19 protein-coding genes are annotated in these 24,039 nt (G+C 64.7%); 13 read left to right on the forward strand and 6 right to left on the reverse strand.

All coding sequences use genetic code 11. The features are described from left to right. The first annotated feature begins 12 nt into the window (after nt 1-12). A complete protein-coding gene (secF, locus tag QPK31_RS22615) occupies nt 13-1,032 on the forward strand; it encodes a protein translocase subunit SecF (RefSeq protein WP_290425147.1) in 1,020 nt (339 codons plus the stop codon). A gap of 669 nt (nt 1,033-1,701) precedes the next feature. Here secF and QPK31_RS22620 read toward each other — a convergent pair. The 3 genes from QPK31_RS22620 to QPK31_RS22630 form a co-directional block, all read right to left on the reverse strand. Then, nucleotides 1,702-2,535, reverse strand: coding sequence for an HDOD domain-containing protein (locus tag QPK31_RS22620; protein WP_290425148.1), 834 nt, complete (start codon nt 2,533-2,535; stop codon nt 1,702-1,704). A gap of 83 nt (nt 2,536-2,618) precedes the next feature. Next, on the reverse strand, nt 2,619-2,900 hold the full coding sequence (locus QPK31_RS22625) for a hypothetical protein (protein WP_290425149.1): 282 nt from the start codon (nt 2,898-2,900) through the stop codon (nt 2,619-2,621). After that, nucleotides 2,897-3,367, reverse strand: coding sequence for a MarR family winged helix-turn-helix transcriptional regulator (locus QPK31_RS22630; protein ID WP_290425150.1), 471 nt, complete (start codon nt 3,365-3,367; stop codon nt 2,897-2,899). Before QPK31_RS22630 ends, QPK31_RS22625 begins: the two co-directional genes overlap by 4 nt. Nucleotides 3,368-3,466: 99 nt before the next feature. Between QPK31_RS22630 and QPK31_RS22635 the strand changes: the two genes are divergently transcribed. Together QPK31_RS22635 and QPK31_RS22640 are read left to right on the forward strand one after the other, a co-directional pair. Next, nucleotides 3,467-4,369: a DMT family transporter gene (locus QPK31_RS22635; protein WP_290425151.1), complete on the forward strand. Its 903-nt coding sequence runs from the start codon at nt 3,467-3,469 to the stop codon at nt 4,367-4,369. 21 nt (nt 4,370-4,390) lie between these two features. Beyond that, the gene (locus QPK31_RS22640) at nt 4,391-5,332 is read left to right on the forward strand and encodes a GlxA family transcriptional regulator (RefSeq protein ID WP_290425152.1); all 942 of its coding nucleotides are present in this window, start codon (nt 4,391-4,393) and stop codon (nt 5,330-5,332) included. 2 nt (nt 5,333-5,334) lie between these two features. On the opposite strand, the gene QPK31_RS22645 is transcribed toward QPK31_RS22640, so the two are convergent. Next, on the reverse strand, nt 5,335-5,583 hold the full coding sequence (locus tag QPK31_RS22645) for a hypothetical protein (protein ID WP_290425153.1): 249 nt from the start codon (nt 5,581-5,583) through the stop codon (nt 5,335-5,337). 459 nt (nt 5,584-6,042) lie between these two features. Between QPK31_RS22645 and QPK31_RS22650 the strand changes: the two genes are divergently transcribed. From QPK31_RS22650 to QPK31_RS22695, 10 genes are all read left to right on the forward strand, one after another. After that, entirely contained in the window at nt 6,043-6,501 is a 459-nt protein-coding gene (locus tag QPK31_RS22650; RefSeq protein WP_290425154.1) for a hypothetical protein, read from the forward strand. A 506-nt stretch (nt 6,502-7,007) separates the two neighbouring features. Continuing rightward, nucleotides 7,008-8,249 carry an acetylornithine/succinylornithine family transaminase gene (astC, locus tag QPK31_RS22655; RefSeq protein ID WP_290425155.1) on the forward strand — a complete coding sequence of 414 codons (1,242 nt, stop codon included), beginning with the start codon at nt 7,008-7,010 and terminating at the stop codon, nt 8,247-8,249. Nucleotides 8,250-8,341: 92 nt separating this feature from the next. Beyond that, nucleotides 8,342-9,364, forward strand: coding sequence for an arginine N-succinyltransferase (locus tag QPK31_RS22660; RefSeq protein WP_290425156.1), 1,023 nt, complete (start codon nt 8,342-8,344; stop codon nt 9,362-9,364). Between the two features lie 10 nt (nt 9,365-9,374). Beyond that, on the forward strand, nt 9,375-10,409 hold the full coding sequence (gene astA / locus QPK31_RS22665) for an arginine N-succinyltransferase (RefSeq protein WP_290425157.1): 1,035 nt from the start codon (nt 9,375-9,377) through the stop codon (nt 10,407-10,409). After that, nucleotides 10,402-11,871, forward strand: coding sequence for a succinylglutamate-semialdehyde dehydrogenase (gene astD, locus QPK31_RS22670; RefSeq protein WP_290425158.1), 1,470 nt, complete (start codon nt 10,402-10,404; stop codon nt 11,869-11,871). Before astA ends, astD begins: the two co-directional genes overlap by 8 nt. A gap of 11 nt (nt 11,872-11,882) precedes the next feature. Then, nucleotides 11,883-13,226, forward strand: coding sequence for an N-succinylarginine dihydrolase (astB, locus tag QPK31_RS22675; RefSeq protein WP_290425159.1), 1,344 nt, complete (start codon nt 11,883-11,885; stop codon nt 13,224-13,226). Between the two features lie 427 nt (nt 13,227-13,653). After that, nucleotides 13,654-18,360, forward strand: coding sequence for an NAD-glutamate dehydrogenase domain-containing protein (locus QPK31_RS22680; protein ID WP_290425160.1), 4,707 nt, complete (start codon nt 13,654-13,656; stop codon nt 18,358-18,360). A 3-nt stretch (nt 18,361-18,363) separates the two neighbouring features. After that, nucleotides 18,364-19,365 carry a succinylglutamate desuccinylase gene (locus tag QPK31_RS22685; RefSeq protein WP_290425161.1) on the forward strand — a complete coding sequence of 334 codons (1,002 nt, stop codon included), beginning with the start codon at nt 18,364-18,366 and terminating at the stop codon, nt 19,363-19,365. 443 nt (nt 19,366-19,808) lie between these two features. Next, nucleotides 19,809-20,927, forward strand: a complete 1,119-nt coding sequence (locus QPK31_RS22690; RefSeq protein ID WP_290425162.1) for an NADH:flavin oxidoreductase/NADH oxidase — start codon at nt 19,809-19,811, stop codon at nt 20,925-20,927. Nucleotides 20,928-21,058: 131 nt separating this feature from the next. Further along, the gene (locus QPK31_RS22695; protein WP_290425163.1) at nt 21,059-21,928 is read left to right on the forward strand and encodes a head GIN domain-containing protein; all 870 of its coding nucleotides are present in this window, start codon (nt 21,059-21,061) and stop codon (nt 21,926-21,928) included. A 108-nt stretch (nt 21,929-22,036) separates the two neighbouring features. Here the strand turns inward: QPK31_RS22695 and QPK31_RS22700 are convergent, their stop codons facing one another. Together QPK31_RS22700 and QPK31_RS22705 are read right to left on the reverse strand one after the other, a co-directional pair. Next, nucleotides 22,037-23,230 (reverse strand): globin domain-containing protein, encoded by a 1,194-nt coding sequence (locus QPK31_RS22700; RefSeq protein ID WP_290425164.1) that lies wholly within the window; start codon nt 23,228-23,230, stop codon nt 22,037-22,039. A 184-nt stretch (nt 23,231-23,414) separates the two neighbouring features. Beyond that, entirely contained in the window at nt 23,415-23,876 is a 462-nt protein-coding gene (locus QPK31_RS22705) for an Rrf2 family transcriptional regulator (protein ID WP_290425165.1), read from the reverse strand. Nucleotides 23,877-24,039: the final 163 nt, after the last annotated feature.

The following is a 24,039-nucleotide window of genomic DNA, read 5'->3' on the forward strand; positions in this document are numbered from 1 at the left end:
CGAGGAACTGTCATGGAATTTTTCAAAATCAAACGGGACATCCCGTTCATGCGCCACGCGTTGATCTTCAACGTGATCTCGGCGCTGACCTTCGTGGCTGCCGTGTTCTTCCTGGTGACCAAGGGCCTGCACTTCTCGGTGGAATTCACCGGCGGTACCGTGATGGAGCTGCGCTACCCGCATGCTGCCGACCAGGAAAAGATCCGTACGACGCTGCGCTCGATCGGCCATGAAGCGCCGGAAGTGGCGAGCTTCGGCACCGCCCAGGACATCATGCTGCGCCTGCCGCCGGTGAAGACCGCGGCCGGCTCGACCGTGTCGGGCGAAGCCTTCAAGGCGGTCTGCGCTTCGGAAGGCGGTACCCCGAAACAGATCAACGTGACGGAGAAGGGCCAGCAGATCGAACGCACCAGCTGCGCGAATGCAGCCGGCGCCGAGCTGGTGACCCTGCAGCGCGTCGACTTCGTCGGCCCGCAGGTCGGCGACGAACTGGCCGAAAGCGGCCTGCACGCGCTGATCATGGTCGTGGTCGGCGTGGTGATCTACCTGGCCGTGCGCTTCGAGTGGAAATTCGCCGTGGCCGCGATCCTGGCCAACCTGCACGACGTGGTCATCATCCTGGGCTTCTTCGCCTTCTTCCAGTGGGAATTCTCGCTGACGGTGCTGGCGGCGATCCTGGCGGTGCTGGGTTACTCGGTGAACGAATCGGTGGTGATTTTCGACCGTATCCGCGAAACCTTCCGCAAGCAGCGCAAGATGAGCGTGACCGAGGTCATCGACCACGCGATCACCAGCACCATCTCGCGTACCATCATCACCCACGCGTCGACCCAGATGATGGTGCTGTCGATGCTGTTCTTCGGCGGCCCGTCGCTGCATTACTTCGCGATGGCGCTGACGATCGGTATCTGCTTCGGTATTTACTCGTCGGTGTTCGTGGCTGCCGCGCTGGCAATGTGGTTCGGCGTGAAGCGCGAGGATTTGATCAAGCCGGTCAAGGAAAAAGACGAGACCGATGGCGCGGTGGTCTGACGCGCCCGGTATTCGCCTCGCATGAAAAAGCCGCCACGGTGAAAGCCGTGGCGGCTTTTTTTGTTTATAAGCTCTTTTCGGATATCGATTTTTACAAGGAATTTGTCGATATGTGACATTTCCTGGCCTTGTGTGAGTTATCGCACAGAGCGCCCGGGTGGCCGAACCGTATAGTGGACCTGTCTCTTTCAGGACATCCCTAGTTTTGGACTTCACCCGCTCCGTTTGGAGCGGGTTTTTTTTTGCCCGGTTTGCTTGTGCGGCGAATCACGCAGAAATGTCACATGAATGTGAATTGGCGCACAGAGTGTGCGGGAACCGGGAACTATAGTGGAGCTGTCTCTTTCAGGACATCCCTAGTTTTGGACTTTGCCCGCTCCGTTTGGAGTGGGCATTTTTTTTGCGTGGATGGAAGGGCAGCTCGCGGGCGTTATCGGGGCTGTTGCCTGTTGGCGTTAATGGTGGGTTGAATCCGCGTGGGCACGGAGTGCCCACCGTACGGGCTACATTGCGTATCCGCGTTTCGAATGATCTCGCTGCGAGCGATGAGGGTTTTTGTGCGAACTTGCCGATAACGGCGACCGTACGGTGGGCACCCCGTGCCCACGCGGACCATGCAAACCGATAACAGCGCAGGCAACAGCCCCACGAACGGTCGATCCGACCGCCTTATAACAACGCCGACGTCAGGCTCTGCACCTCTTCCGCCGACTCTTCCATGATGCGCGCCAGCGTCCCGTCGCCCACCGCGAAATCGATGGTCGCCGCCGCCTGCACACTGGTCGCACCCGGCCGCTCCAGCAAAGGCGAATGCTCCGGCGACAAATCGTTCGCCAGCAACAAGGTATCGCCCAGGGTCTCCGGCGGCAAGGCGCGCATGCCATTCCACATGGCCTCGATCGCCCCCATCACCGGCGCCGGCACGCCCAGCTTGAGCAGCACGCCGCGGCCGATCGCCACTTCGCCATGCTCCAGCCAATCCTCGGCGCCGCCTTCGATCAGCCCCGGATACGCGTGCGCCCGCGACAGCAGGTAGAACCCGCCTACCTCATGCACGATGCCGGCAAACATCGCCGTCTCCGGATCGACAAACGACACCCGGCGCGCAATGACCTGGGCCAGCGCCGCCACGTGGGCCGAGTGGCGCCACAATTGATCCGCCTTGGCGCGCAAGACGGGATCGGTGATCTCGCTGCTCAACTGGCGCACGATCACCGACGCCGCCAGCGCGCCCAGCGTGCGAAAACCCACGCGCTGCACGGCGGCGCGCACGTTGGTCACGTCGTTGCCGGCGCGGTTGTAGGTGACGGAGTTGGCGATCGCAACAGTGCGTGCGGCCAGCAGCGGCTCGGCTTGCACCAGGCGCGCTGCCAGGTCGGCGTGGCAATCGGGATCGTTCAGCGCACGCTGCAGCTTGAGCGTGGCGTCGACATTCGTCGGGAAGCTGAGCTCGCCGCGGATGGCCTGGGCGGCGATGCTCTTGAGGGCGTCTAGTCTGTCCATCGAAAAATTATACTCCCTGCGAACAGCCACACTTCGGAGTATTTGCTCCAAAGCATCTTTTTACAACGCCAAACGTCTCCCGATCAAGGCTCGCTGAAGATGGCGTCGCAGTCTTCCTTCGGCTCTTCGGTGTCTTGCAGTTCGTCGACCAGGCCCAGGTCGAACAGTTCCTCGACGGCGTTCATGAAGCTGCTCAGTTTGGTCGCGCCGATCAGGCGGTAGATTTCGCCGTCTTCGTTGCGCACGCCGATCAGCATGGCTTCCTCGCGCACTTCGGCCTCCGGAGCGATGTCGAGCAGGATATTGCCGATGATGTGCTTGTCGAAGTGGGCCGGCTTCTTGCCGTCGATCAGGGAAGTTTTCAAGATGATTCCTTTTGTTGTGGTAATGAAGGGGAAGGGCGTCCTGCCCCGAGTATCCGTTCGCGCAATTTCTTCAGCGCGCCATCGACCTCGTCGAATTCGGCATCGCTGAAATCCTCGAATAATTGCTTTCCGTGTGCAACCACCTTCGGGAACACATCGCGAAACACCGCGTCGCCGCGTTCGGTCAGGCGCACGAAATACGAGCGCTTGTCCTCAAGGCTGCGTTCGCGCAGCACCAAGTTTTTCTGCTCGAGCCGCTCGATGACGCCGGTGAGCGTGCCCTTGGTAATCAGGGTGCGCTTGCCAAGCTCCTTGTAGCTCATGCCACTGGTATTGCCGAGTGTGGCGATGATATCGAACTGCGCATGCGTTAAACCGTACTGGCGCACGGATTCGCCCGAATACCGTTCGAAGCCCTGCAGGCATTCGGCCAGCAAGCGGACGCTCTTTAAATATCGTTCCCCCATGAAGGGAGATTATAGCCGTCGGCGGCCTGCCTGCGATGACGGTTGGCCTTTTATGGGCGAGGCGCGTTACCATACGCGCTTTGCCCGCGCCCCCTGTCCATGACCCGCCATCTCCACGGCATATTCGCTCTCTTGCTCGTCACACTGGTCTGGGGCACGACCTTCCCGGCAATGAAAGACCTGACTGGCCATTTCTCGGCGGTCTGGATCATTCTCGTGCGCTTTGTCCTTGCCGCCATATTGTTGTCGCCCTTCCTGTGGCGCGGCAAACTGGCCGACATGCGTGCCGGCGCCATCCTCGGCGCCTTGTTGTTTTTCTGCTTCGTGTTCCAGGTCGAGGGCCTGGCCCTGACCAGCTCAAACCGCAACGCCTTCATCTGCGGCCTGAACGTGCTGGTCGTGCCGCTGCTGGGCGTACTCGCCGGCCGCCTGCCGGAACGCCGCATCGTGCTGGCCCTGGTGATGTCGATTGCCGGCCTGGCCGCCCTGTGCTGGGACGGCGGCGCCTGGGGAACTGGAGACTCGCTCGCCCTGATGAGCGCACTGTGCTTCGGCGTCTACATCAAGGTGATGGAAGTGCAGACCCGGCGTGCCACGCGCCTGCTCACCGTGACTGCCGCCCAGATCGCCACCGTCGGCCTGTGCGCCGCGCTGTGGCTGCTGGCGCGCGAATTGCCGGGCGAGGCCGCGGCGCGCGCCGCCTACCTCGACGGCGTATTCAGCAAGCTTGGCCAGCACGGCTGGAACTTCGCCTACCTGGGCGTGGTCGCCACCGCCGCCATCATCTCGCTGCAAACCTGGGGCCAGTCGCGCACCTCGGCCAACGAAGCGGCGGTGGTGTACGCCTTCGAGCCGGCCGCCGCCGCCTTCTTCGGCTACTTCTGGCTGGGCGAAGCCTTGACGGCGCGGGGCTGGCTGGGTGGATTGTTGTTGATCTCCGGTATGATAGTCAGCCAATGGAATTCCGAACGCCGGCCATCCGCCGCGCTTGCTCCCGAGTGAACAACGTCACGATCCGCTTCAATGCCGCAAGCTGAACTGTCCCGCCTGGCGCAGGAGAAGCCGCTGCGCGTGCTGCTCGTGAATGCCGGCGAGCCGGACACGATGAGCTGGTCGGGCCTGGCCCAGCCGCTGCGCCTGGCCGCCAAGATCCTTGGCCCCGAGCGCCTGCACGTGGACGTGCGCAGCCCCGACAAATTCACCAGCGACGCCCAGCGCCACTGGCATCTGGTGCTGCTGGCCGCCGACGAAGCCCAGGCCGGCCTGAAACCGGCGAACTTCCGCGCCCTGGTCGAACGCTGCCGCGCCGCGCCATTCTGGGGCGGCGTGGGCGCCGGCGTGCTGTGGCTGGCCGAGGCCGGCGCGCTGAACGGCGTGCGCACTGCACTGCCGTGGTCGCTGTACGCCGGCGCCGACAGCCGCGCCGACCAGGCCGTCTTTACCCCGAATCTCTACGAAATCGAAGGCGAACGTTTGACCTGCTGCGGCGGGGCGGCGTCCGTGGACTTCGCGCTGACCTTGATCGAGATCATTTTTGGCTCGACGGTGCAGGCGCAGGTGAAGGAAATCCTGTGTGTCGACCGGGTGCGCGGCAAGGAAGAGCGCCAGCGCGTGGCCTTGCAGGCGCGTTTTGGCGTGCTGCAGCCGAAGCTGACCGAGGCGGTGACGCTAATGGAAACAAATATCGAGGAGCCGCTGTCGACCGACGAGATTGCCCAGCTGGCGGGGGTGTCGCGGCGCCAGCTGGAGCGGTTGTTCAAGCAGTATCTCGGGAGTTTGCCGTCACGCTATTACTTGGAACTACGCCTGACGCGGGCGCGGCAGTTGCTGCTCGATACGAACTACTCGATCGTGCAGGTGGGGCTGATGTGCGGGTTTTCGTCGGGGTCGCATTTTTCGACGGCGTTCGGGGCGCTGTTCGGGAATACGCCGCGGGAAGAGCGACAGCGCAGGCTCGCTGAATAACTCTAGGCACCGTACTCAACCCAGATGCGTTCGCCTGGGTGATGTTCCTCGATGGTCGAGAGTGCATTTTCCAACGTGAGCGCATCCGCATTCCCAAGCGAGTAGTTAAAGCGGGTCAGTCCATTAAACGATAGCTCTTGAAATGCTGATTCGGACAAGGCATTGGCTCCGCACCAAACATGGATTTGCCTGTCCTTTGCAATCTCCAGAATGTCATGCAGCCCTTGCGGTGTGATGGCGAGGTAGATCATTTGCGTCCTTGAATAAAAATCGTGATCACGGCTGTCAAATAAAAGGCAGTTTGTCGACTGATCAATTTCTCCTTTCTCCTGAACCATCAGCAATCGCGTAAGCCTTCCGGAAGTGATCATAGGGATTCTTCGGGATCACCCGATATCGCACGATTCCTCACGTTCTAAAGCGATACGTGCACGAAACAGCACGATACGTTTGCGAAATCGCGCGATTCTTTGACGCAAATAGACGATTGGTTTACGAATTCGAACGATACGAAATCCGTATGTCTAACAGACTATACAGCCGTCGCCGTTATCGCTTGAAAGCGTGCTCCCATCGCGTGATTTCGCGGCATTATCGTATCGATTCGCGCGACTTTCGTACGTTTTCGCATGCATATCGTGTGATATCGTTCTCTATCGTGTGAAAGCGAGCAAATGATGGATCATCCTACCCCCACTCCCGGTATGGCCATGCCCATACCAATCGAGTTGCACCAGCAACTTTTGCTTGCGGTAATCCAGTCCGGCTTCAAGAAAGAAGCATGGGAGATCGGCGCCGCTGCCATCCGGGATTGGCTCGTCCGACACCAGCCGGACGCAATTGCCATGCCGGTTACTTCCGGTTATCAATGGAAGAATGTCTTTTTGCCGAATGGAACCCTGCTGCGCACGGTATTCAACGGCAAGAATTACCACGCGCTCGTCGAAGGCGACCAGCTCCGATATGAGAAGGCAATTACCTCGCCGAGCCGTTTTGCCAATGCGGTGGGCGGCGTTCGGCGCAATGCATGGAAGGTCATCTGGGTCCTGCTTCCGGACGCCACGACATGGAAGCTTGCGGACGAGCTTCGTCCGCGAAGAAAACCCTTAGCGCTAAAGAATCGTCACGAAGGAAAGTCGTTTTCAACCGGCATACGGTCAAGCCCTTAATGGATGGAGCGCGTGGGTGTTACCACCGCCCACGTGCAAAATTCGCGATTGCAAGGTAGAGAAGACCCGCCACAGCCACACCGACGACCAGCAATGCGGTGCCCGTGCTGATCCAGTATGTCCGCCTGTCGCGCGGATTGGCTCCTGCCAATCCCAGCAAGGGAGCTAGCGCAAGAATAAAGGGTGGAACGAGCGAGCCCAGGCTAAATGCAAGCAAGCCGCCGAATATAAATACAAAGGCAAGATGAAGCAGGATGAATGTCGTGCGGGTATGTGGTGGGCGCATGAAGATCCGCAAGTCGGCTGGTCACTATGGCAATTCTACCGCCGGTAGCCTTGCTCTGCTGCTACACGGGATGCAAGAGAAACCGTACCGGCCTTCCGGCCAAAAATGAAAATCCCCGTCGCACTTCTGTAAGAACTTGCCTGGTAGCCTTCCTATAATGACCAGACTCGGCGCCCGGCCCTTGGCGCGCCTGTCACGAACTTAGGATGAGGAAAAAGTCATGAACGCAAAGCTTGATTCGGGTGTCACAACGCGGCCTGTCACTCGGCAGACCTTCGACGAAGTCCTCGTCCCGACCTACGCCCCGGCTGCGATGGTGCCGGTACGCGCCTCGGGCCTGGACGTGTGGGACCAGGAAGGCAAGCACTACCTCGACTTCACCTCCGGCATCGCCGTCTCGAGCCTGGGCCACTGCAACCCGGTGCTGGTCGACGCGATGACCAAGCAGATCAACACCCTCTGGCACCTCGGCAACGGCTATACCAACGAGCCGGTGCTGCGCCTGGGTACGGCCCTGACCGAAGCCACCTTCGCCGACCGCGCCTTCTTCTGCAACTCGGGCGCGGAAGCGAACGAAGCGGCCCTGAAACTGGCGCGCAAGTACGCGCACACCAAGTTCGGCCCGCACAAGTCGCGCATCATTTCCTGCCTGTCGTCCTTCCACGGCCGCACCCTGTTCACCGTGTCGGTCGGCGGCCAGCCGAAGTACACCGAAGGCTTCGAGCCGCTGCCGCAGGAAATCAACCACATCCCGTACAACGACATCGACGCGGCGCGCGCCGCCATCCTCGATGACGTGGCGGCCGTGATCGTCGAGCCGATCCAGGGCGAGGGCGGCGTCATCCCGGGCAACAAGGAATACCTGCAAGCCCTGCGCGAGCTGTGCGACAAGACCGGCGCGCTGCTGATCTTCGACGAAGTGCAGTCGGGCGTGGGCCGCACCGGCACCCTGTACACCTACATGGACACCGGCGTGACCCCGGACATCCTGACCAGCGCCAAGGCCCTCGGCAACGGCTACCCGATCGGCGCCATGCTCACCACGAACGCGATCGCCGAGCACTTCAACGTCGGCTCGCACGGCACCACCTACGGCGGCAACCCGCTGGCCGCGACCGTCGCGCTGAACGTGATCGAAACCATCAACCAGCCGGCATTCCTGGCGCGCGTGAAGGAAGCCAGTGCCAAGATCTTCGCCAACCTCGACAAGCTGAGCGCCGACTACCCGCAGCTGTTCGGCAAAGCACGCGGCATGGGCCTGCTGATCGGCCTGCCGATGGCCGAAGGCTACAAGGGCCGCGCCAAGGACCTGACCAAGGTCGCCGAGAACCTCGGCCTGATGCTGCTGGTGGCCGGCTTCGACGTCGTGCGCCTGGCGCCGGCGCTGATCGTCTCGGACGAGCAGATCGCCGAAGCCGACCGCATCATGCGCGCCGCCGTCGAGCAGTTCCTGGCTGCCTGATCCGCGAAAAGCCATAGCACCTTGCAGTAACAAGGCCCGCGGAACAGCGCGGGCCTCCGTTCGTTTGCACTGAGGTCTTTTTGGGAGTTCACATGTATGTTGTCCGTCCGGTAGAACTGTCGGATATCGGCGCGCTGGAAAGCCTGGCCGCCGTGACGACGCCGGGAGTGCACACGCTGCCGCGCACGCGCGACGCGATCACCGCCTTTGTCGAGCGTTCCATCGCCTCGTTCGCGGCGCAGGTCGATATCCCGAGCGAGGAGTCCTACTTGTTCGTGCTGGAAGACACGGCCAGCAACGAGGTCGTCGGCACCGCCGCCGTACATGCCTCGGCCGGCTCGAACGGCACCTATTTCGCCTTCCGCAACGACGTCATCCAGCAGGTCTCGCGCGACCTGAACATCAGCCACAGCGTGCACGCGCTCACGCTGTGCTCGGAACTTACCGCCTGCTCGCAGCTGGCCGGTTTCAATCTGCGCGACCGCGCGCGTGCCGGCATCGAGGCCGCGCTGCTGTCGCGTGCGCGCCTGCTGTTCGCGGCGCTGGCGCCGCACCGCTTCGGCGACCGCTTCTTCGTGCCGATGCCGGGCGTGACCGATGGCGAGGGCCAGTCGCCGTTCTGGAATGCGCTGGGCCGCAAGTTCTTCAAGATGGATTTCCTCGAGGCCGAGCGCATCATCGGCGGGGCGCGCAACCGCACCCTGATCGTCGAGCTGATGCCGCATTACCCCGTGTACGTGCCGCTGCTGCCGGGCGACGCCCAGGCGGCCATGGGCCAGATCCATCCGAGCGGCCAGCTGGCCTTCAAGCTGCTTACGGAAGAGGGCTTCGAAGCGGACGAATATGTCGATATCTTCGACGGCGGCCCGATCCTGGCGGCCCATAAACTGTCGCTGCGCTCGTTCTGCGGTTCGCAGCAGCGCCGCGTCGAGAGCGCATCGCGCGGCAATGGTGCCACCGTCACCTATGCGGTGGCCACCAGTGCCGACCGCTTCCGCGCCGTCACCGTGGCCTGCCCGTCCTGCGATACCTCCGACGCCATCTGCCTGCCGGCCGAGGCACAGAAGGTGCTGGGCGTGGCGCCGGGCGACACCGTCATCTGCGTCAGAATCTGAGAGAGGCACCATGCTCGTCATTCGTTCCATCGCTGCTTCCGACCTCGACGGCCTGATCGACCTGGCCACCCAGGTCGGCAGCGGCATGACCACCCTGAAGCCCGACCGCAAGATGCTGGGCGACCGCGTCGACTGCGCCGTCGCCTCGTTTGCCGAGACGATTCCGCCCGAAGAGCGCGACTACATGTTCGTGCTCGAAGACACGAGCAATGGCCGCCTGGCCGGCATCTGCGCCATCAAGGGCGCGGTCGGCCTGACCGAGCCGTTCTATAACTACCGCATCGGCACCCTGGTGCATTCCAGCCGCGAACTGAACGTGTTCACGCGCATGGAAACCCTGTACCTGTCGAACGATCTCACCGGCGCCACCGAACTGTGCTCGCTGTTCCTGCAGCCTGACTACCGCAGTGGCGGCTACAACGGCAAGTGGCTGTCGAAGAGCCGCTTCCTGTTCATCGCCCAGTTCCAGCAGCTGTTCACCGAGAAGATCATCGCCGAGATGCGCGGCTACTTGCTGGAAGACGGCACCAGCCCCTTTTACGAAGGCCTCGGGCGTCACTTCTTCAAGATGGATTTCAACCATGTCGACGGCCTGACCGCGATTGGAAAAAAATCCTTCATCGCCGAGCTGATGCCGCGCCAGCCGCTGTACGTGGATTACCTGCCGGATTCGGCGCGCGAAGTGATCGGCCAGGTACACCGCTCGACCCTCCCAGCGCGCAAGCTGCTGGAGCAGGAAGGCATGCACTACGACGGCTATGTCGACATCTTCGATGCCGGTCCGGTGCTGCAGGGCCGCGTGTCAGACCTGCGCTCGGTACGCGACAGCGTGCTGCGCGTGGCCGTCGAGGGCAAGCCCGAGGGCGAAACCGACTGCATGTTGGTGTCGAACACGAAGCTGCACGATTTCCGGATGGTGCTGGCGCAGACCACGATCGACGGCACGGAAGCGGTGCTCTCGGCCGACGAGCTGGCGCTGCTGCATTGCGAGGCGGGCGACACGGTGCGCACGCTGTCACTCAACGTCAGGAAGAACAATGGATAATTTGTCGAACTACATCAACGGCGAATGGCTCGCCGGCAGCGGCGCGGAACTGGTCACGGTCGATCCGTCCACCGGGCGCCAGACCTGGACCAGCAACGAGTCGAACGAAGACGACGTCGCTCGCGCCGCGCAAGCCGCCCGCGACGCCTTCGAGGACTGGGCCTTGATGCCGCTGGAAGAACGCATCGCCATCTGCACGCGCTTCCGCGACCTGCTGAAGGAAAACGCGGAAGAGCTGGCCGCGACCATCGCCGAGGAAGTCGGCAAGCCGCTGTGGGAAGCACGCACCGAAGTGGCGACCATGGCCAACAAGATCGACATCTCGGTCCAGTCCTACGGCGCGCGCACCGGCGAAACGAATGCCAAGGTCGCCGACGGCAACGCCGTGCTGCGCCACCGTCCGCACGGCGTGTTCGCCGTGTATGGCCCCTACAACTTCCCCGGCCACCTGCCGAACGGCCACATCGTGCCGGCCCTGATCGCCGGGAACACGGTGGTGTTCAAGCCGAGCGAATATGCGCCGCGCACCGCGGTGAAAACCGTGCAGCTGTGGGCACAGGCCGGCCTGCCGAAGGGCGTGCTGAACCTGGTGAACGGCGGCCGGAATACCGGCATCGCCCTCGGCGCACAGCCGCAGATCGACGGCGTGCTGTTCACCGGCAGCAGCCAGACCGGCGCTGCCCTGCACAAGCAGTTCGGCGGCCAGCCGGGCAAGATGCTGGCGCTGGAAATGGGCGGCAACAACCCGCTCGTGGTGTGGGACGTGAAGGAGATCGACCCGGCCGTGCACCACGCCGTGATGTCGGCATTCATCTCGGCCGGCCAGCGCTGCACCTGCGCGCGCCGCCTGGTGGTGCAAGACAATGAACACGGCCAGGCCTTTATCGACCGTCTGGTGGAAGTAGCGAGCAAGCTGCAGGTCGGCCCGTCGAACGCCGAGCCGCAGCCTTTCATGGGACCTGTGGTTTCGGCAGCGGTTGCCGCGCGCCTGGTACAGGCGCAGGCCGAGATGGAGCAGAAGGGCGGCAAGGTACTGCTGCAGATGCGCCAGCTCGACCCGAATGCCGGCTTCGTCACCGCCGGCATCGTCGACGTGACCGATGCGCAGGGCATTCCGGATGAAGAGTGGTTCGGCCCGCTGCTGCAAATCGTGCGTGTAAAGGATTTCGATGCGGCGCTGAAGGTGGCGAACGCCACCGAGTTCGGCCTGGCCGCGGCGCTCTTGTCGCCGTCGGAAGAACTGTGGAAGCACTTCGCCGTGCGCGCCCGCGCCGGCATCGTCAACTGGAACCGTCCGACCACGGGCGCGGCCAGCTCGGCGCCGTTCGGCGGCGTGGGTAAATCGGGCAACCACCGTCCAAGCGCCTATTATGCAGCCGACTACTGCGCCTACCCGGTCGCCTCGATCGAAACCTCCGAACTGGAAATGCCGGCCAAGCTGTCGCCTGGCCTGAGCTTTTAATTGAGCTTCTAATGTACAACGCACGCGAATACAACTTCGACGGCCTGGTCGGCCCGTCGCACAACTACGCCGGCCTCTCGTTCGGCAACGTCGCTTCGTTCAGCAACGTGAAGAGCGCCTCGAACCCGCGCCAGGCGGCGCTGCAGGGCCTGGCCAAGATGCGCGCCCTGGCCGCACGCGGCTTCGGCCAGGCCGTGATGCCGCCGCAGGCGCGTCCGAACTTCCGCCTGCTGCGCAGCCTGGGCTTCTCGGGTACCGATGCCGACGTGCTGGCGCAAGCCTGGCGCGAGGCGCCGGTGATCCTGTCCTGCGCCTGGTCGGCCGCGCCGATGTGGACCGCGAACGCGGCGACGGTCAGCCCCTCGGCCGACACCCGCGACGGCCGCGTGCACTTCACCGCCGCCAACCTGAACAACAAGCTGCATCGCTCGGAAGAGCACGTGCAGGCCACGCGCACGCTGCGTCATATTTTTGCGGACCACGATCACTTCGTGGTGCACGACACGCTGCCGGCCACGCCGGCATTTGGCGACGAAGGCGCGGCGAACCACACCCGCTTTGCCGCCGACCATGGCGCACCGGGCGTGGAGTTCTTCGTGTATGGCCGCGTCGAGTTCGACCCATCGGCCCCGGCCCCGAAAAAATACCCGGCGCGCCAGACCCTGGAAGCCTCGCAGGCCGTGGCGCGCCTGCACGGCCTGGACCCGGCGCGCACCGTGTTCGCCTCGCAGAACCCGGACGTGATCGACCAGGGTGTGTTCCACAACGACGTGATCGCGGTCGGCAACGGCAACGTGCTGTTCTACCACGAGCAGGCCTTTGCCGACGAAGCGGCGACCATCGATGCGCTGCGCCGCACGGCTGCGGGTGTAGGCTTCGAGTTTGCGCCGGTGCGCGTGGAGACCGGCATGGTGCCGGTGGCCGATGCGGTGGCCAGCTATTTGTTCAACAGCCAGTTGCTGTCCAAGCCAGACGGCAAGATGGCGCTGGTGGTGCCGCACGAATGCCGCGAGAACGATGCCGTGGCGCGTTATCTGTCCGGGTTGGTAACGGGCGGCGGGCCGATTGACGAACTGATCGAATTCGACCTGCGCCAGAGCATGCGCAACGGCGGCGGCCCCGCCTGCCTGCGTCTACGCGTGGCGCTGACCGACGAGCAGGCCGCAAGCATGCACGGCGGCGTGATCATGACCGAGGCGCTGTATGCGCAGCTGGTCGAGTGGGTCGAGAAGCATTACCGGGATCGCGTGGAGCCGAAGGATTTGATGGATCCGCAGTTGGCGATCGAGTGCCAAGCGGCGCTGGAGGCGCTGGAGCGGATTCTCGGTTTGCCGGGGTTGTACGATTTCGGTTGATCGGATGGTAGAACCGGTGGGTTCGAGAACCCACCCTACCTTACTCGGATGATCGGATGATTAAATTGGTGGGTTCAAGAACCCACCCTACGATGTGCGGGTTTGTAGGGTGGGCCGGGCCGCGCAAGGCTCCTGAGTCCACGCGGTACGACGGTAGAACAGAGATACCGCGTCGCAAAGTAGCAAAGCAAAGCACGTAGGGTGGGTTCTCGAACCCACCAATAGAACAGCAGAACAGCAACAACAGCAGCAAAGAACCGACGCCAGGCGCCCACCGCGCCGGCATCGAACGACAAACGAGTTACACGCTTCCAGGACAAGGAAGCCAAGGACCTGGACGGGACAACCCCGCCCACCAAACGCCGGTGCATGCAAAGCCACAAGCCGTAGCGCGCGCAGGCGACAACATCAAGCTTGGAGAAGCACAATGAACGACATGACGCAAGATCTGCGCACCCAGACCCTGGCCCTGGTGACCAACCAGCCGGCAGCCGGCGCGACCGAGCCGGTCACGGCCCTGATCACCGCCTGGATCCGCTCCCTCGACGAAGAAGACCTGGCCGGCATCGCGCCGCAAGCCCTGGCGCCCGTCCTGTGGGACGGCTTCATGCAGGCCGCGAAGCGCACCCAGGGTTGCCAGATCGCGCAACTGCGCTACAACGACACCAAGGGCGGCACCGCCACGGCCCTGTTGATCGTCAACGACGACATGCCTTACCTGGTCGATTCCTTCGTCATGGCCCTGCGCAAGGAGCGCATCCTGGCCGCCGGCGTGATGAACGCCGTGCTGCCGGTGCAGCGCGACGCATCGGGCATGGTCGCCGCTGTCGGCGCCGCCGGCTCTCCGCTTGAGTCCTACGTCCTTGTCCTGCTGAACGACGAACTCGCCTTCGAAGAACTCGACAAGCTGACCGCGCGCATCCGCATGGTCGCCAACGACGCCGCCACCGTGCACCGCGACGCGGTGGCCATGGGCGACCGCATGACCGAAGTCGCCGCCGCGGCCAGCGCCCACGGCACCCCGGCCGGCCAGGAAGTGGCCGCCTTCCTCGAGTGGGCCAAGAACGAAGGCTTCGAGCCCTTCGGCTACGCCTACTACGAAGTGCAGCCGGGCCAGCCGCAGCTGGTGCGCGACATCCCGAGCCGCATCGGCGTCCTGAAAGACACTGCGCATCCGGTCTACGGCACCTGCCTGGCCAACATCCCGGGCGAACTCGCGACCCTGTCCGGCCGCGCCGAGACCCTGTCGATCGTGAAGGCCGACGTCGAAGGCACCCTGCACCGCGACCAGCCGCTCGACTTCATCGGCGTGCGCAACACCGATGCGCAAGGCAACATCCTCGGCGAGCACTGCTTCGTCGGCCTGTTCACCCGCGCCGCCACCTCGACCCCGCTGGCGCGCCTGCCGTTCGCGCGCGGCCGCGTGGCGAAAGTCCTGAGCCTGGCCGGCGTGCGCCAGGAAGGCTTCCGCGCCGAGAAATTCCTGGAAATCATGGAGTCGCTGCCGCGCACCGAAGCGCTGGAAGCCGATCCGGAATGGCTGGCGCAGGTGTGCAGCTCGGTCGTCTCGCTGTACAAGCAGCCGCGCCCGAAAGTCTTTGCGCGCCGCGACGTGTATGGCCGCCACCTGAACGCCCTGGTCTACCTGCCGCGCGAGCGCTACAGCGCAGCGGTGGCCGCCTCGCTGGCGCAAGCCCTGAAGGAAAGCTCGGGCGCGCATGACGTGCGCGTGCAGACCCTGGTGGCAGACGGTCCGCTGGCCCGCGTCTACCTGATCGCCCACGCCGCGCGCAACCCGCTCGACCTGGAAACCGACATCCAGCAGCCGCTGCTGGCCGTGCTGGACGGCTGGCACGACCGCTTCGCCGCCATGACCGGCGGCGTGGAAGACCACGCCCAGCGCAGCAGCCTGCGCAAGCTTGGCGCCAACCTGCCGGTGTCGTTCGTCACCGCCACTGCGCCGGACGTCGCCTTCCGCGACCTGCAAGCCATGCTGAGCATCGGCCAGCACGAGCGCGTGGCCGTGCGCATCGAGCCGGGCAGCGGCGAGGGTAACGCCGCGCGCGACGCCTCGATCCGCCTGTACTCGAACGAGAACGTGCCGTCGCTGTCGCGCATCCTGCCGGCCCTGCAGAACGCCGGCATCGCCGTCGACCGCGAACAGACCTGGGCGATCACCACCGCCGACGGCGTGCGTCACCACGTGACCGCCCTGGCCGTCGACGACGAAAGCGGCGCCAAGCTGGTGAAAGCCGGCATCGCACCGGTGGCCGAGGAACTGTTCACCGCGCTGTTCAACGACGAAGCCGAAGACGGCCGCATGAACGGCCTGACCATCGAAGGCGGTTTGTCGATGCGCGAAGTGCAGCTGGTGCGCGGCTACATCAGCTACTGGCGCCAGCTGGGCTCGAAGTTCTCGGTGCGCTACATGGCCGAGACCCTGCGCATGCAGCCGGACCTGGTCAAGGAATTCGTGACCGGCTTCGTGCAGCGCTTCGACCCGAAACTGTCGCAGTCCGAGCATGACGCCGGCACCGCGAAACTGAGTGCCCTGAAGGCCGGCCTGTCGAGCGTGAACCACGCCGACACCGAGGAAATCATGGCGGCCCTGGTCGACCTGGCCCTGGCCACCGTGCGCACCAACTACTTCCAGAACAGCGGCGAGAAGATCATCTTCAAGTTCGACACCAGCAACCTGGCGCTGGCGCCGGAGCCGCGTCCTTACCGCGAGATCTACGTGTTCTCGCGCCGCTTCGAAGGCGTGCACCTGCGCGGCGGCCCGGTCGCCCGCGGCGGCCTGCGCTGGTCGGACCGCATGGAAGACTACCGCACCGAGGTGCTGGGCCTGGTGAAGGCGCAGATGGTCAAGAACGCCGTCATCGTGCCGGCCGGCTCGAAGGGTGGTTTCGTCTGCAAGCAGATGCCGAAGGACGCGCCACGCGAAATCATGGCCGCAGAGGGCGAAGCCTGCTACCGCATGTTCATCTCCAGCCTGCTGGAAGTGACCGACAACCGCGAGCGCGGCGCCATCGTGCCGCCGCAGGACACCGTGCGCTACGACCAGGACGATCCTTACCTGGTGGTGGCCGCCGACAAGGGCACCGCAACCTTCTCCGACATCGCCAACGGCATCGCCGTGCAGCGCGGCTTCTGGCTGGGCGACGCGTTCGCGTCGGGCGGCTCGAACGGCTACGATCACAAGAAGATGGGCATCACCGCCAAGGGCGCGTTCGAAGCCGTCAAGCGCCACTTCTACGAACTGGGCCACGACATGAGCACCACCCCGATCACCATGGTCGGCGTGGGCGACATGTCGGGCGACGTGTTCGGCAACGGCGTGCTGCTGTCGCGCCAGCTGAAAGTACTGGCCGCGTTCGACCACCGCCACATCTTCCTCGATCCGACCCCGGACGTCGAAGTCTCGTTCAAGGAACGCCAGCGCATGTTCGCGCTGCCGCGTTCGTCGTGGGAAGACTACGACAAGAGCCTGATCTCGCAGGGCGGCGGCGTGTTCCCGCGCTCGGCCCGTTCGATCGAGCTGACGCCTGAAGTGCGCGCCGCGCTGGACATCAAGGAAACGTCGCTGGCGCCGGAAGAGCTGATGCACCGCATCCTGCTGGCGCCTGTGGACCTGTTCTACAACGGCGGCATCGGTACCTACATCAAGGCTTCGAACGAGACCCACGCGCAAGTGAAGGACCGCGCCAACGACCGCATCCGCGTCAGCGGCAACGAGCTGCGTTGCAAGGTCGTGGCCGAAGGCGGCAACCTGGGCGCGACCCAGGCCGGCCGTATCGAGTTCGCGCTGAACGGCGGCCGCATCTTCACCGATGCGATCGACAACTCGGCCGGCGTGGATTGCTCGGACCACGAAGTCAACATCAAGATCTGGCTGGACACCGAAGTCAACCTCGGCAAGCTGCCGGAAGCCGACCGTAACCGCATTCTGAACGAGATGACCGGCGACGTCGAGAAGCTGGTCCTGCGCGACAACTCGCAGCAGACCCACCTGCTGACGCGCGAAGTGCAGGCCCAGTCGAACGCCTCGGTGGTCGACGCCTACGCCGCGCTGATCACCAGCCTGGAAAGCGAAGGCGCGGTCTCGCGCGAGCTGGAACAGCTGCCGACGGACGCCGAACTGCAGCGCCGCAAGGCGCAAGGCGAAGGCCTGACGGCGCCGGAACTGGCGGTCGTGGTGGCAAACGTGAAGAACCGCTTCAAGCGCATCCTGGCGACGCTGCCGCTGACGGATGAGCCATGGGCCGACACCGTGCTGCGTCCTTACTTCCCCGCCCAGCTGGTCGCCACCCGCGATCCGCTCGATCATCCGCTGGCCAACACCATCCTGGCCACCGTGCTGGCGAACGAAGCGGTCAACCGCTGCGGTCCGCTGATGATCCGCGACCTGGCCGCCGAGCACCGCATCGACGACGCCGAAGTCGTGAAAGCCTGGGGCCGTGGCTGGTCGGCGCTGCAACTGGCGCCGGTCTTCGACGCACTCGACGCCGATGCGCTGAACGTGCCGCGTGAAGTCTCGATCGCGGTCGACGCCCGCACCCGCGCGCTGCTGCGCGCCGTGATGGAAGGCGTGCTGTCGATGCCGGCAGGCGCCGACGGCATGCAGGAACTGACCTCGCTGTTCGCGAGCAGCGACCAGATGCGCCAGCTGATGCCGGCCAAGTCGGAAGCCGACGGCCACGCTGGCCTGAGCAAGAACTTCGTCGCGTCCTGGAAGGCGGTCGAGGCCATCGAGTCGCTGGCCACCTTCCTGTTCGCTGCGGTATCGGTGCAGCGCCCGGCCGGCATGACCCTGGCCCGGTTCCTGCAGGTCGGCATGGCGCTGCGCGAGCGCGCCGGCATCGACACGCTGGAGCGCGGCCTGAAGCTGCCGGCCACCAGCAAGTCGCAGGAGCAACTGCGCAACTACGCGATGCAGGCACTGCGCCGCACCCAGCAGCGCCTGCTGCTGCAGGTGATCGAGCGTGCCGGCACGGGTGACGCGCTGGCTGCCGTCGATGCGGTCACGGCCGAGCGTGGCCTGAAGGGCTACGCGCAGGTCACCGACCTCGAAGAAGCGATGCTGGACGTCTGGGCGCTGTCGGAAAGCTCAAACCCAGAGCGTCTGGCGGCCTGAGCGATGAGCGCACCCGACCAGGCACAGGTGCCGGACGCGGTGCGCGCGCTGGCCGAGGCCGATTTCGGCACGGTCGCGCAGCGCTTCGCGGACGCGGGGTTCGCCGTCGGGATGCCTGCCAAGGGCATCCTGACGGTGAAGGGTTCGAATGGTGGCATTAACCGTGAGGCGGTGCTGCTGTCGGTTGGCGTGCACGGCGACGAGACCGGGCCGATCGAAATGGTCGCCCACGTGATCGAAGCCCTGTCGCGCGAACCGTCGGCGCTGGCAGTGGACCTGATGCTCTGCGTCGGGAACATCGATGCCATCGCCGCCGGCAAGCGTTTCATCGATGCGGACTTGAACCGCATGTTCAAGCGCGACCGCGGTGCGCTGGCTGGCACCTTCGAGAGCGCGCGGGCCGACGAGATCGTCGCCGCGACCGATGCGTTCTTCGCCGATGCCGGCCCAGTGCGCTGGCACCTGGATTTGCACACCGCGATCCGCGCCTCGCACTATCCAATGTTCGCGATCGTGCCGGATTTGATCGCGGACGGGCGCAAGGCGGACTTGATCCGCTGGCTGGGCGAGGCCGCGATCCAGGCCATCATCATGAATCCGAAGTCGGCCGGCACCTACAGCTACTACTCGAGCGAGCACCACGGCGCCGCCGGCAGTACGGTGGAGCTGGGGCGGGTGGGCACGCTGGGGCAGAACAACCTGGCCCAGTTTGCCGATGCCTCGGCCGCGCTCGACGCCATGCTGCGCGGCGTGCAGGCGCCGCCGGCCAAGGCCGCGCCGCATGTGTTCAAGGTGGCGCAGGAAGTGATCAAGCTGTCGGATGCCTTTACCATGGGCTTCAGCAAGGAGACGCCGAACTTCGCTTCGCTGAAACGCGGCGAGGTCATCGCCACCGATGGGGAGACGGTGTATACCGTGTTCCATGAAGAGGAGATGGTGGTGTTTCCGAATCCCGATGTGCGGGTCGGCCTGCGCGCCGGCCTGATGGTGGTGCGCATCGATTGAACCGAAGCCGCGAGAGATCGCGGCTTTTTTTATATCGTTTGCGGTTCCGGCCCCCGTACGGTGGGCACGCCGTGCCCACGCAGAATGATGACCATCGTTGGCGCTGGATGATGGCACGCCCGTCGCGTATCGGCAGCGTCTCCGGAGCGCCCGGCTAGCGCTATTTCCATTGTTGACGTTTCGGGGCGAATAGTCGCCGCCGCTGACTAACGGACGAGCACGTAACCGCGTGGGCACGGAGTGCCCACCGTACGACCCCGCCCTCGCCCTCGCCCCGCACCCGCACCCGCACCCGCACCCGCACCCGCACCCGCACCCGCACCCGCACCCCCACCCGCACCCGCACCCGCACCCCATACCCCGCACCCCAAAAACTCCCTTGCGTCTGCACAATTGAACAAGCTTCGATAGACTTTGTGCTTTGCACAAGACCGGAGCCGTCCATGAGCAGCAAGCTGTTTTCCCCCTATCAACTCGGACCGCTGGCGCTGTCCAACCGCATCGCCATCGCCCCGATGTGCCAGTACTCGGCCGACGAAGGCCTGGCCACCGACTGGCACATGATCCACCTTGGCCACCTGGCCCTGTCCGGCGCCTCGCTCCTGATCATCGAGGCCACCGCCGTCACTCCGGAAGGCCGCATCTCGCCCGACGACCTGGGCCTGTGGTCCGACGCCCACCTCGACGCCCTGCAACCGATCATCGCCGCCATCCGCAAGCACTCGCCGATCAAGGTCGCGGTGCAGCTGGCGCATGCCGGCCGCAAGGCGTCGAGTGCGGCGCCCTGGCTGGGCGGCGCCAACATCAAGCCCGACGAGGAGCGCGGCTGGCAGACGGTGGCGCCGTCCGCCGTGCCGCATGCCGAAGGCGAAACCGTGCCGCTGGCGCTGGACGCCGCCGGCCTGCAGCGCATCAAGCAGGGCTTCGTGGAAGCCGCCCGCCGCGCCGCCGCCCTCGACCTGGACGGCATCGAGCTGCACGGCGCCCACGGCTACCTGCTGCACGAATTCCTGTCGCCGCTGTCGAACCGGCGCGAAGACCAGTATGGCGGCTCGCTGGAAAACCGCATGCGCTATCCGCTCGAAGTGCTGGAGGCGGTGCAGGCAGCGGTGCCCGAGACCATGGCCGTCGGCATGCGCATCTCGGCCACCGACTGGGTCGAGGGCGGCTGGAACATCGAGGAAAGCGTGGTCTTCGCCAGGGAGCTGGAAAAGCGCGGCTGCCACTTCATCCACGTGTCGAGCGGCGGGCTGTCGCCGCAGCAGAAGATCCCGGTCGGCGCCGGCTACCAGATCGCGTTCGCCGAACGGATCAAGCGCGAGACCAGCATGCCAACGATCGGCGTGGGCCTGATCACCGAGCCGCAGCAGGCCGAGCACATCCTGCAATCGGGCCAGGCCGACATGGTGGCGCTGGCGCGCGCCATGCTCTACAACCCGCGCTGGCCCTGGCATGCCGCCGCCGAACTCGGCGCCCAGGTGGCCGCGCCGCAGCAGTACTGGCGCTCGCAGCCGCACCAGTTCAAGAACCTGTTCGGCGACACCCGGCTCGGACAACGCTGATCCGCGTGTTTGCACGGTTCAACCCGGCAAAAGCGCAGTCTGTCGCAGGGTGCGCGACAGCGGTTGGGACAGATTCTAGAGTGGCAACATCAGCGCTGCGGCGCTCCACCACGACAAGAAAAGGTCCCATTATGCGTACTCTGCTCGCTCTCGCCTGTGCCGCTACTCTGACCGGCGCTCTCAGTGGCTGCATCATCGTTGCCGGTCCTCCGGGAAGCGACTACACGGTCCACACGCCGTTCAGCGGCAAGACGGTGGAAGGCGATGGCGTTGCGACACGCGACGTACGCAGCGTGGCGGCCCTGACCGGGCTGAACGTGGGCGGGTCGATGATCGTCGAGGTGCGCGTCGGCGCGGCGCCGTCGCTGGTGGTCGAAGGCGACAGTAACCTGGTGCGCTACGTGCAAACCGAAGTGCGCGGCTCGACCCTGCACATCGGCACCGAAGGCCGCCTGCGCAGCACCACGCCCTTGAAAGTCATCTACACCACGCCGCGCCTGACCGAGCTGCGCGCTGGCGGTTCGGGCAATGTGACCGTGCGCGACTTGCGCGGCGATCCGCTGGAAGTGCGCCAGGGCGGCTCGGGCGTGACGCGCCTGTATGGCGACGTTGCCGACCTTGAAGCCAGTGTGGCCGGTTCGGGCAAGATCGAAGCGACCGAGCTTCGCGCCGGCAGCGCACGCATGGGGGTGAGCGGGTCCGGACGCCTGAGCGTGGGCCAGGTACGCGGCGATTATGCGCGCGCTTCGGTCAGCGGATCGGGTCGGGTGGAAGCGGGTGGCGCCGTGCAGCGCTTGAACGTGAGCGTGAGCGGCTCGGGCAGTGTGGACCTGGTGAATCTCACCAGCGAGCAGGGTGAATTGAGCACAAGCGGCTCGGGCGGGATTTCGGCCACCGTGCGCCAGTCGGTGGTGGCGCAGGCCAGTGGTTCGGGTCCGATCCGCGTGTATGGGCAGCCGGCGCAGCGTACGATCAGCGGGCGTGGCGTGCAGGTGATGTAAGCGGACGGGGTGTCTCGGTTCCGTATCCGATAGCCCGAGGCTTCAACCGTACGGTGGGCACTCCGTGCCCACCGTACGGGTCAGGTTTCGACCGTTCGAACGTCGGTATTACAGCAAGTGATCCAGCAACTCCGGCCCGAACACCTCGCGGTGCAGACGCGCAGGCGGCACGCCGGCATCCAGTAGCGCCAGCCACTGCGCCTGCATGAATTTCAGGGGGCCGCACACCCACACCTCGGCCGCATCGCGCTCCCACTCGGGCAGGCGCGCTACCTCCATGCGACCAGCCAGCACGTCGGCCTCGCCATTCGCCTCTTCGTAGAACGTCACCATCTGCAGATTCGGCATCACGGCCTGCGCCGCCGCCACGTCGGCCTGGAGCGGATGGTGCCGCGCATCGCGCGCCGCATGGGCAAAGATCACGCGGCGCTGCGGATTGACCAGCGCGATCCGGTTCAGCGCCGACACCATCGGCGTGATGCCGACGCCGGCCGACAGCAGCACGATCGTCTCATCCGACTCGGTATCCGGCGTGAATTCGCCGAACGGATGCGTCACCCGCAGCACGCTGCCCACTTCCACGTTCGCATGGATCCAGTTCGACACTTCGCCGGCCGGCGTGGTATCGATTGCGTCTTCGCGCTTGACCGAAATGCGCATGCCGTCCTTGCCAGCAGCATCCGACAAACTGTACTGGCGCAGCTGGTGGCGCCCGCCCGGCAGGTCGACGGCGACGCTGACGTACTGGCCGGCCTGGAAGGCCGGCAGGGGCTGGCCGTCGTCGGCGACGAAGCGGATCGACAGCACGTTGTCGCTCTCGCGCTTCACTTCCGTCACGCGCATCGGGCGGGTGGCGCCGGGCTCGATGCCCGCGGTGCTGTACATCTCGGCCTCGGCGGCGATCAGCAGCTTGGCCAGCGCGTTGTAGGCTTCGGCCCAGGCGTCGAGCAGCGGCGGCGTGGCGGCTTCGCCCAGGGTGGCGGAGATCGACGCCAGCAGGTGGCGGCCGACGATCGGGTAGTGCTCGGCGCGGATGCCGACCGAGACGTGCTTGTGCACGATGCGCTTGACCACCGGCCCCAGCGCTTCCGGCGTGCCGATGTTCGCGGCGTAGGCGAAGACGGCGGATGCCAGCGACTGCTGCTGCGCGCCGCGCGCCTGGTTGCCCATGTTGAACAGGCGCGTCAGCTCCGGGTGCTCGCCCAGCATGTTCTTGTAGAACAGGCTGGTGATGGCGAGGCCGTGCTCGCGCAGGACCGGGACGCTGGCATCGATGTAGGGGCGGGAAGCGGCGGAGATCATGTTGTTTCCTTATTCATGCAAATGAAATGCATATTTAAATTTTAAAAAAACGCCGGCATGGGCTGGCGGGAAAAATAAAGGAGCGGCTGCGGAGCTGATGTACCGCGTGGACTCGGGAGTCCACCCTACATCAACCCGGTATGGCAAACGGTTGGCATGCATTGGTGGGTTCGGAGAACCCACCCTACGCTGTACCTCCGGCGCCACTCCAGAACATCTTGTGCATCCGCACGATCTGCTCGCCGGTGCCGCCCTCGGTGATGCGGGCCAGCGTGTAGCGGTCCATCTCGGCATAGAAGGCGCGCATGCCGGCCTTTAAAACGCCGCGCAGCTGGCAGTCCAGGCTGAGGCCGCACTTTGTGCCTTCGCAGTCGACCAGTTCCTCGTCGCCTTCCAGTTCGCGCAGCACCTGGCCGACGGTCAGCACCTGCGGATCGGCGGCCAGGCGCAGGCCGCCGTTGCGGCCGCGCATGGCGCGTACCCAGCCGGCGCGGGCCAGGTGGCCGACCACCTTCACCAGGTGGTTCAGCGGAATGTCGAACTGCGTGGCGATCTCCGCCACCGTCACCGGGTGCGGGCGTTCGCCGGCGCGCTCGAGGTAAATCAGCACGCGCAGGCCGATGTCGGAAAAGCGGGTCAGACGCATCGGATGCTGTTCAGAAAGTAACCCGGACATTCTAGCTTATAAATACGCATAGGAAATGCATATTTTGCGAAAACTATTTTCTCAACAACGGTGGAACAGCCCTATAATCGCGAACTTTGGCTGTCCACATGTGCTCAGCCGTTTTCCTTTTCTAGTACGACCA

The organism is Massilia sp. YIM B02769 (assembly GCF_030411995.1).
Lineage (GTDB): Bacteria > Pseudomonadota > Gammaproteobacteria > Burkholderiales > Burkholderiaceae_D > Telluria.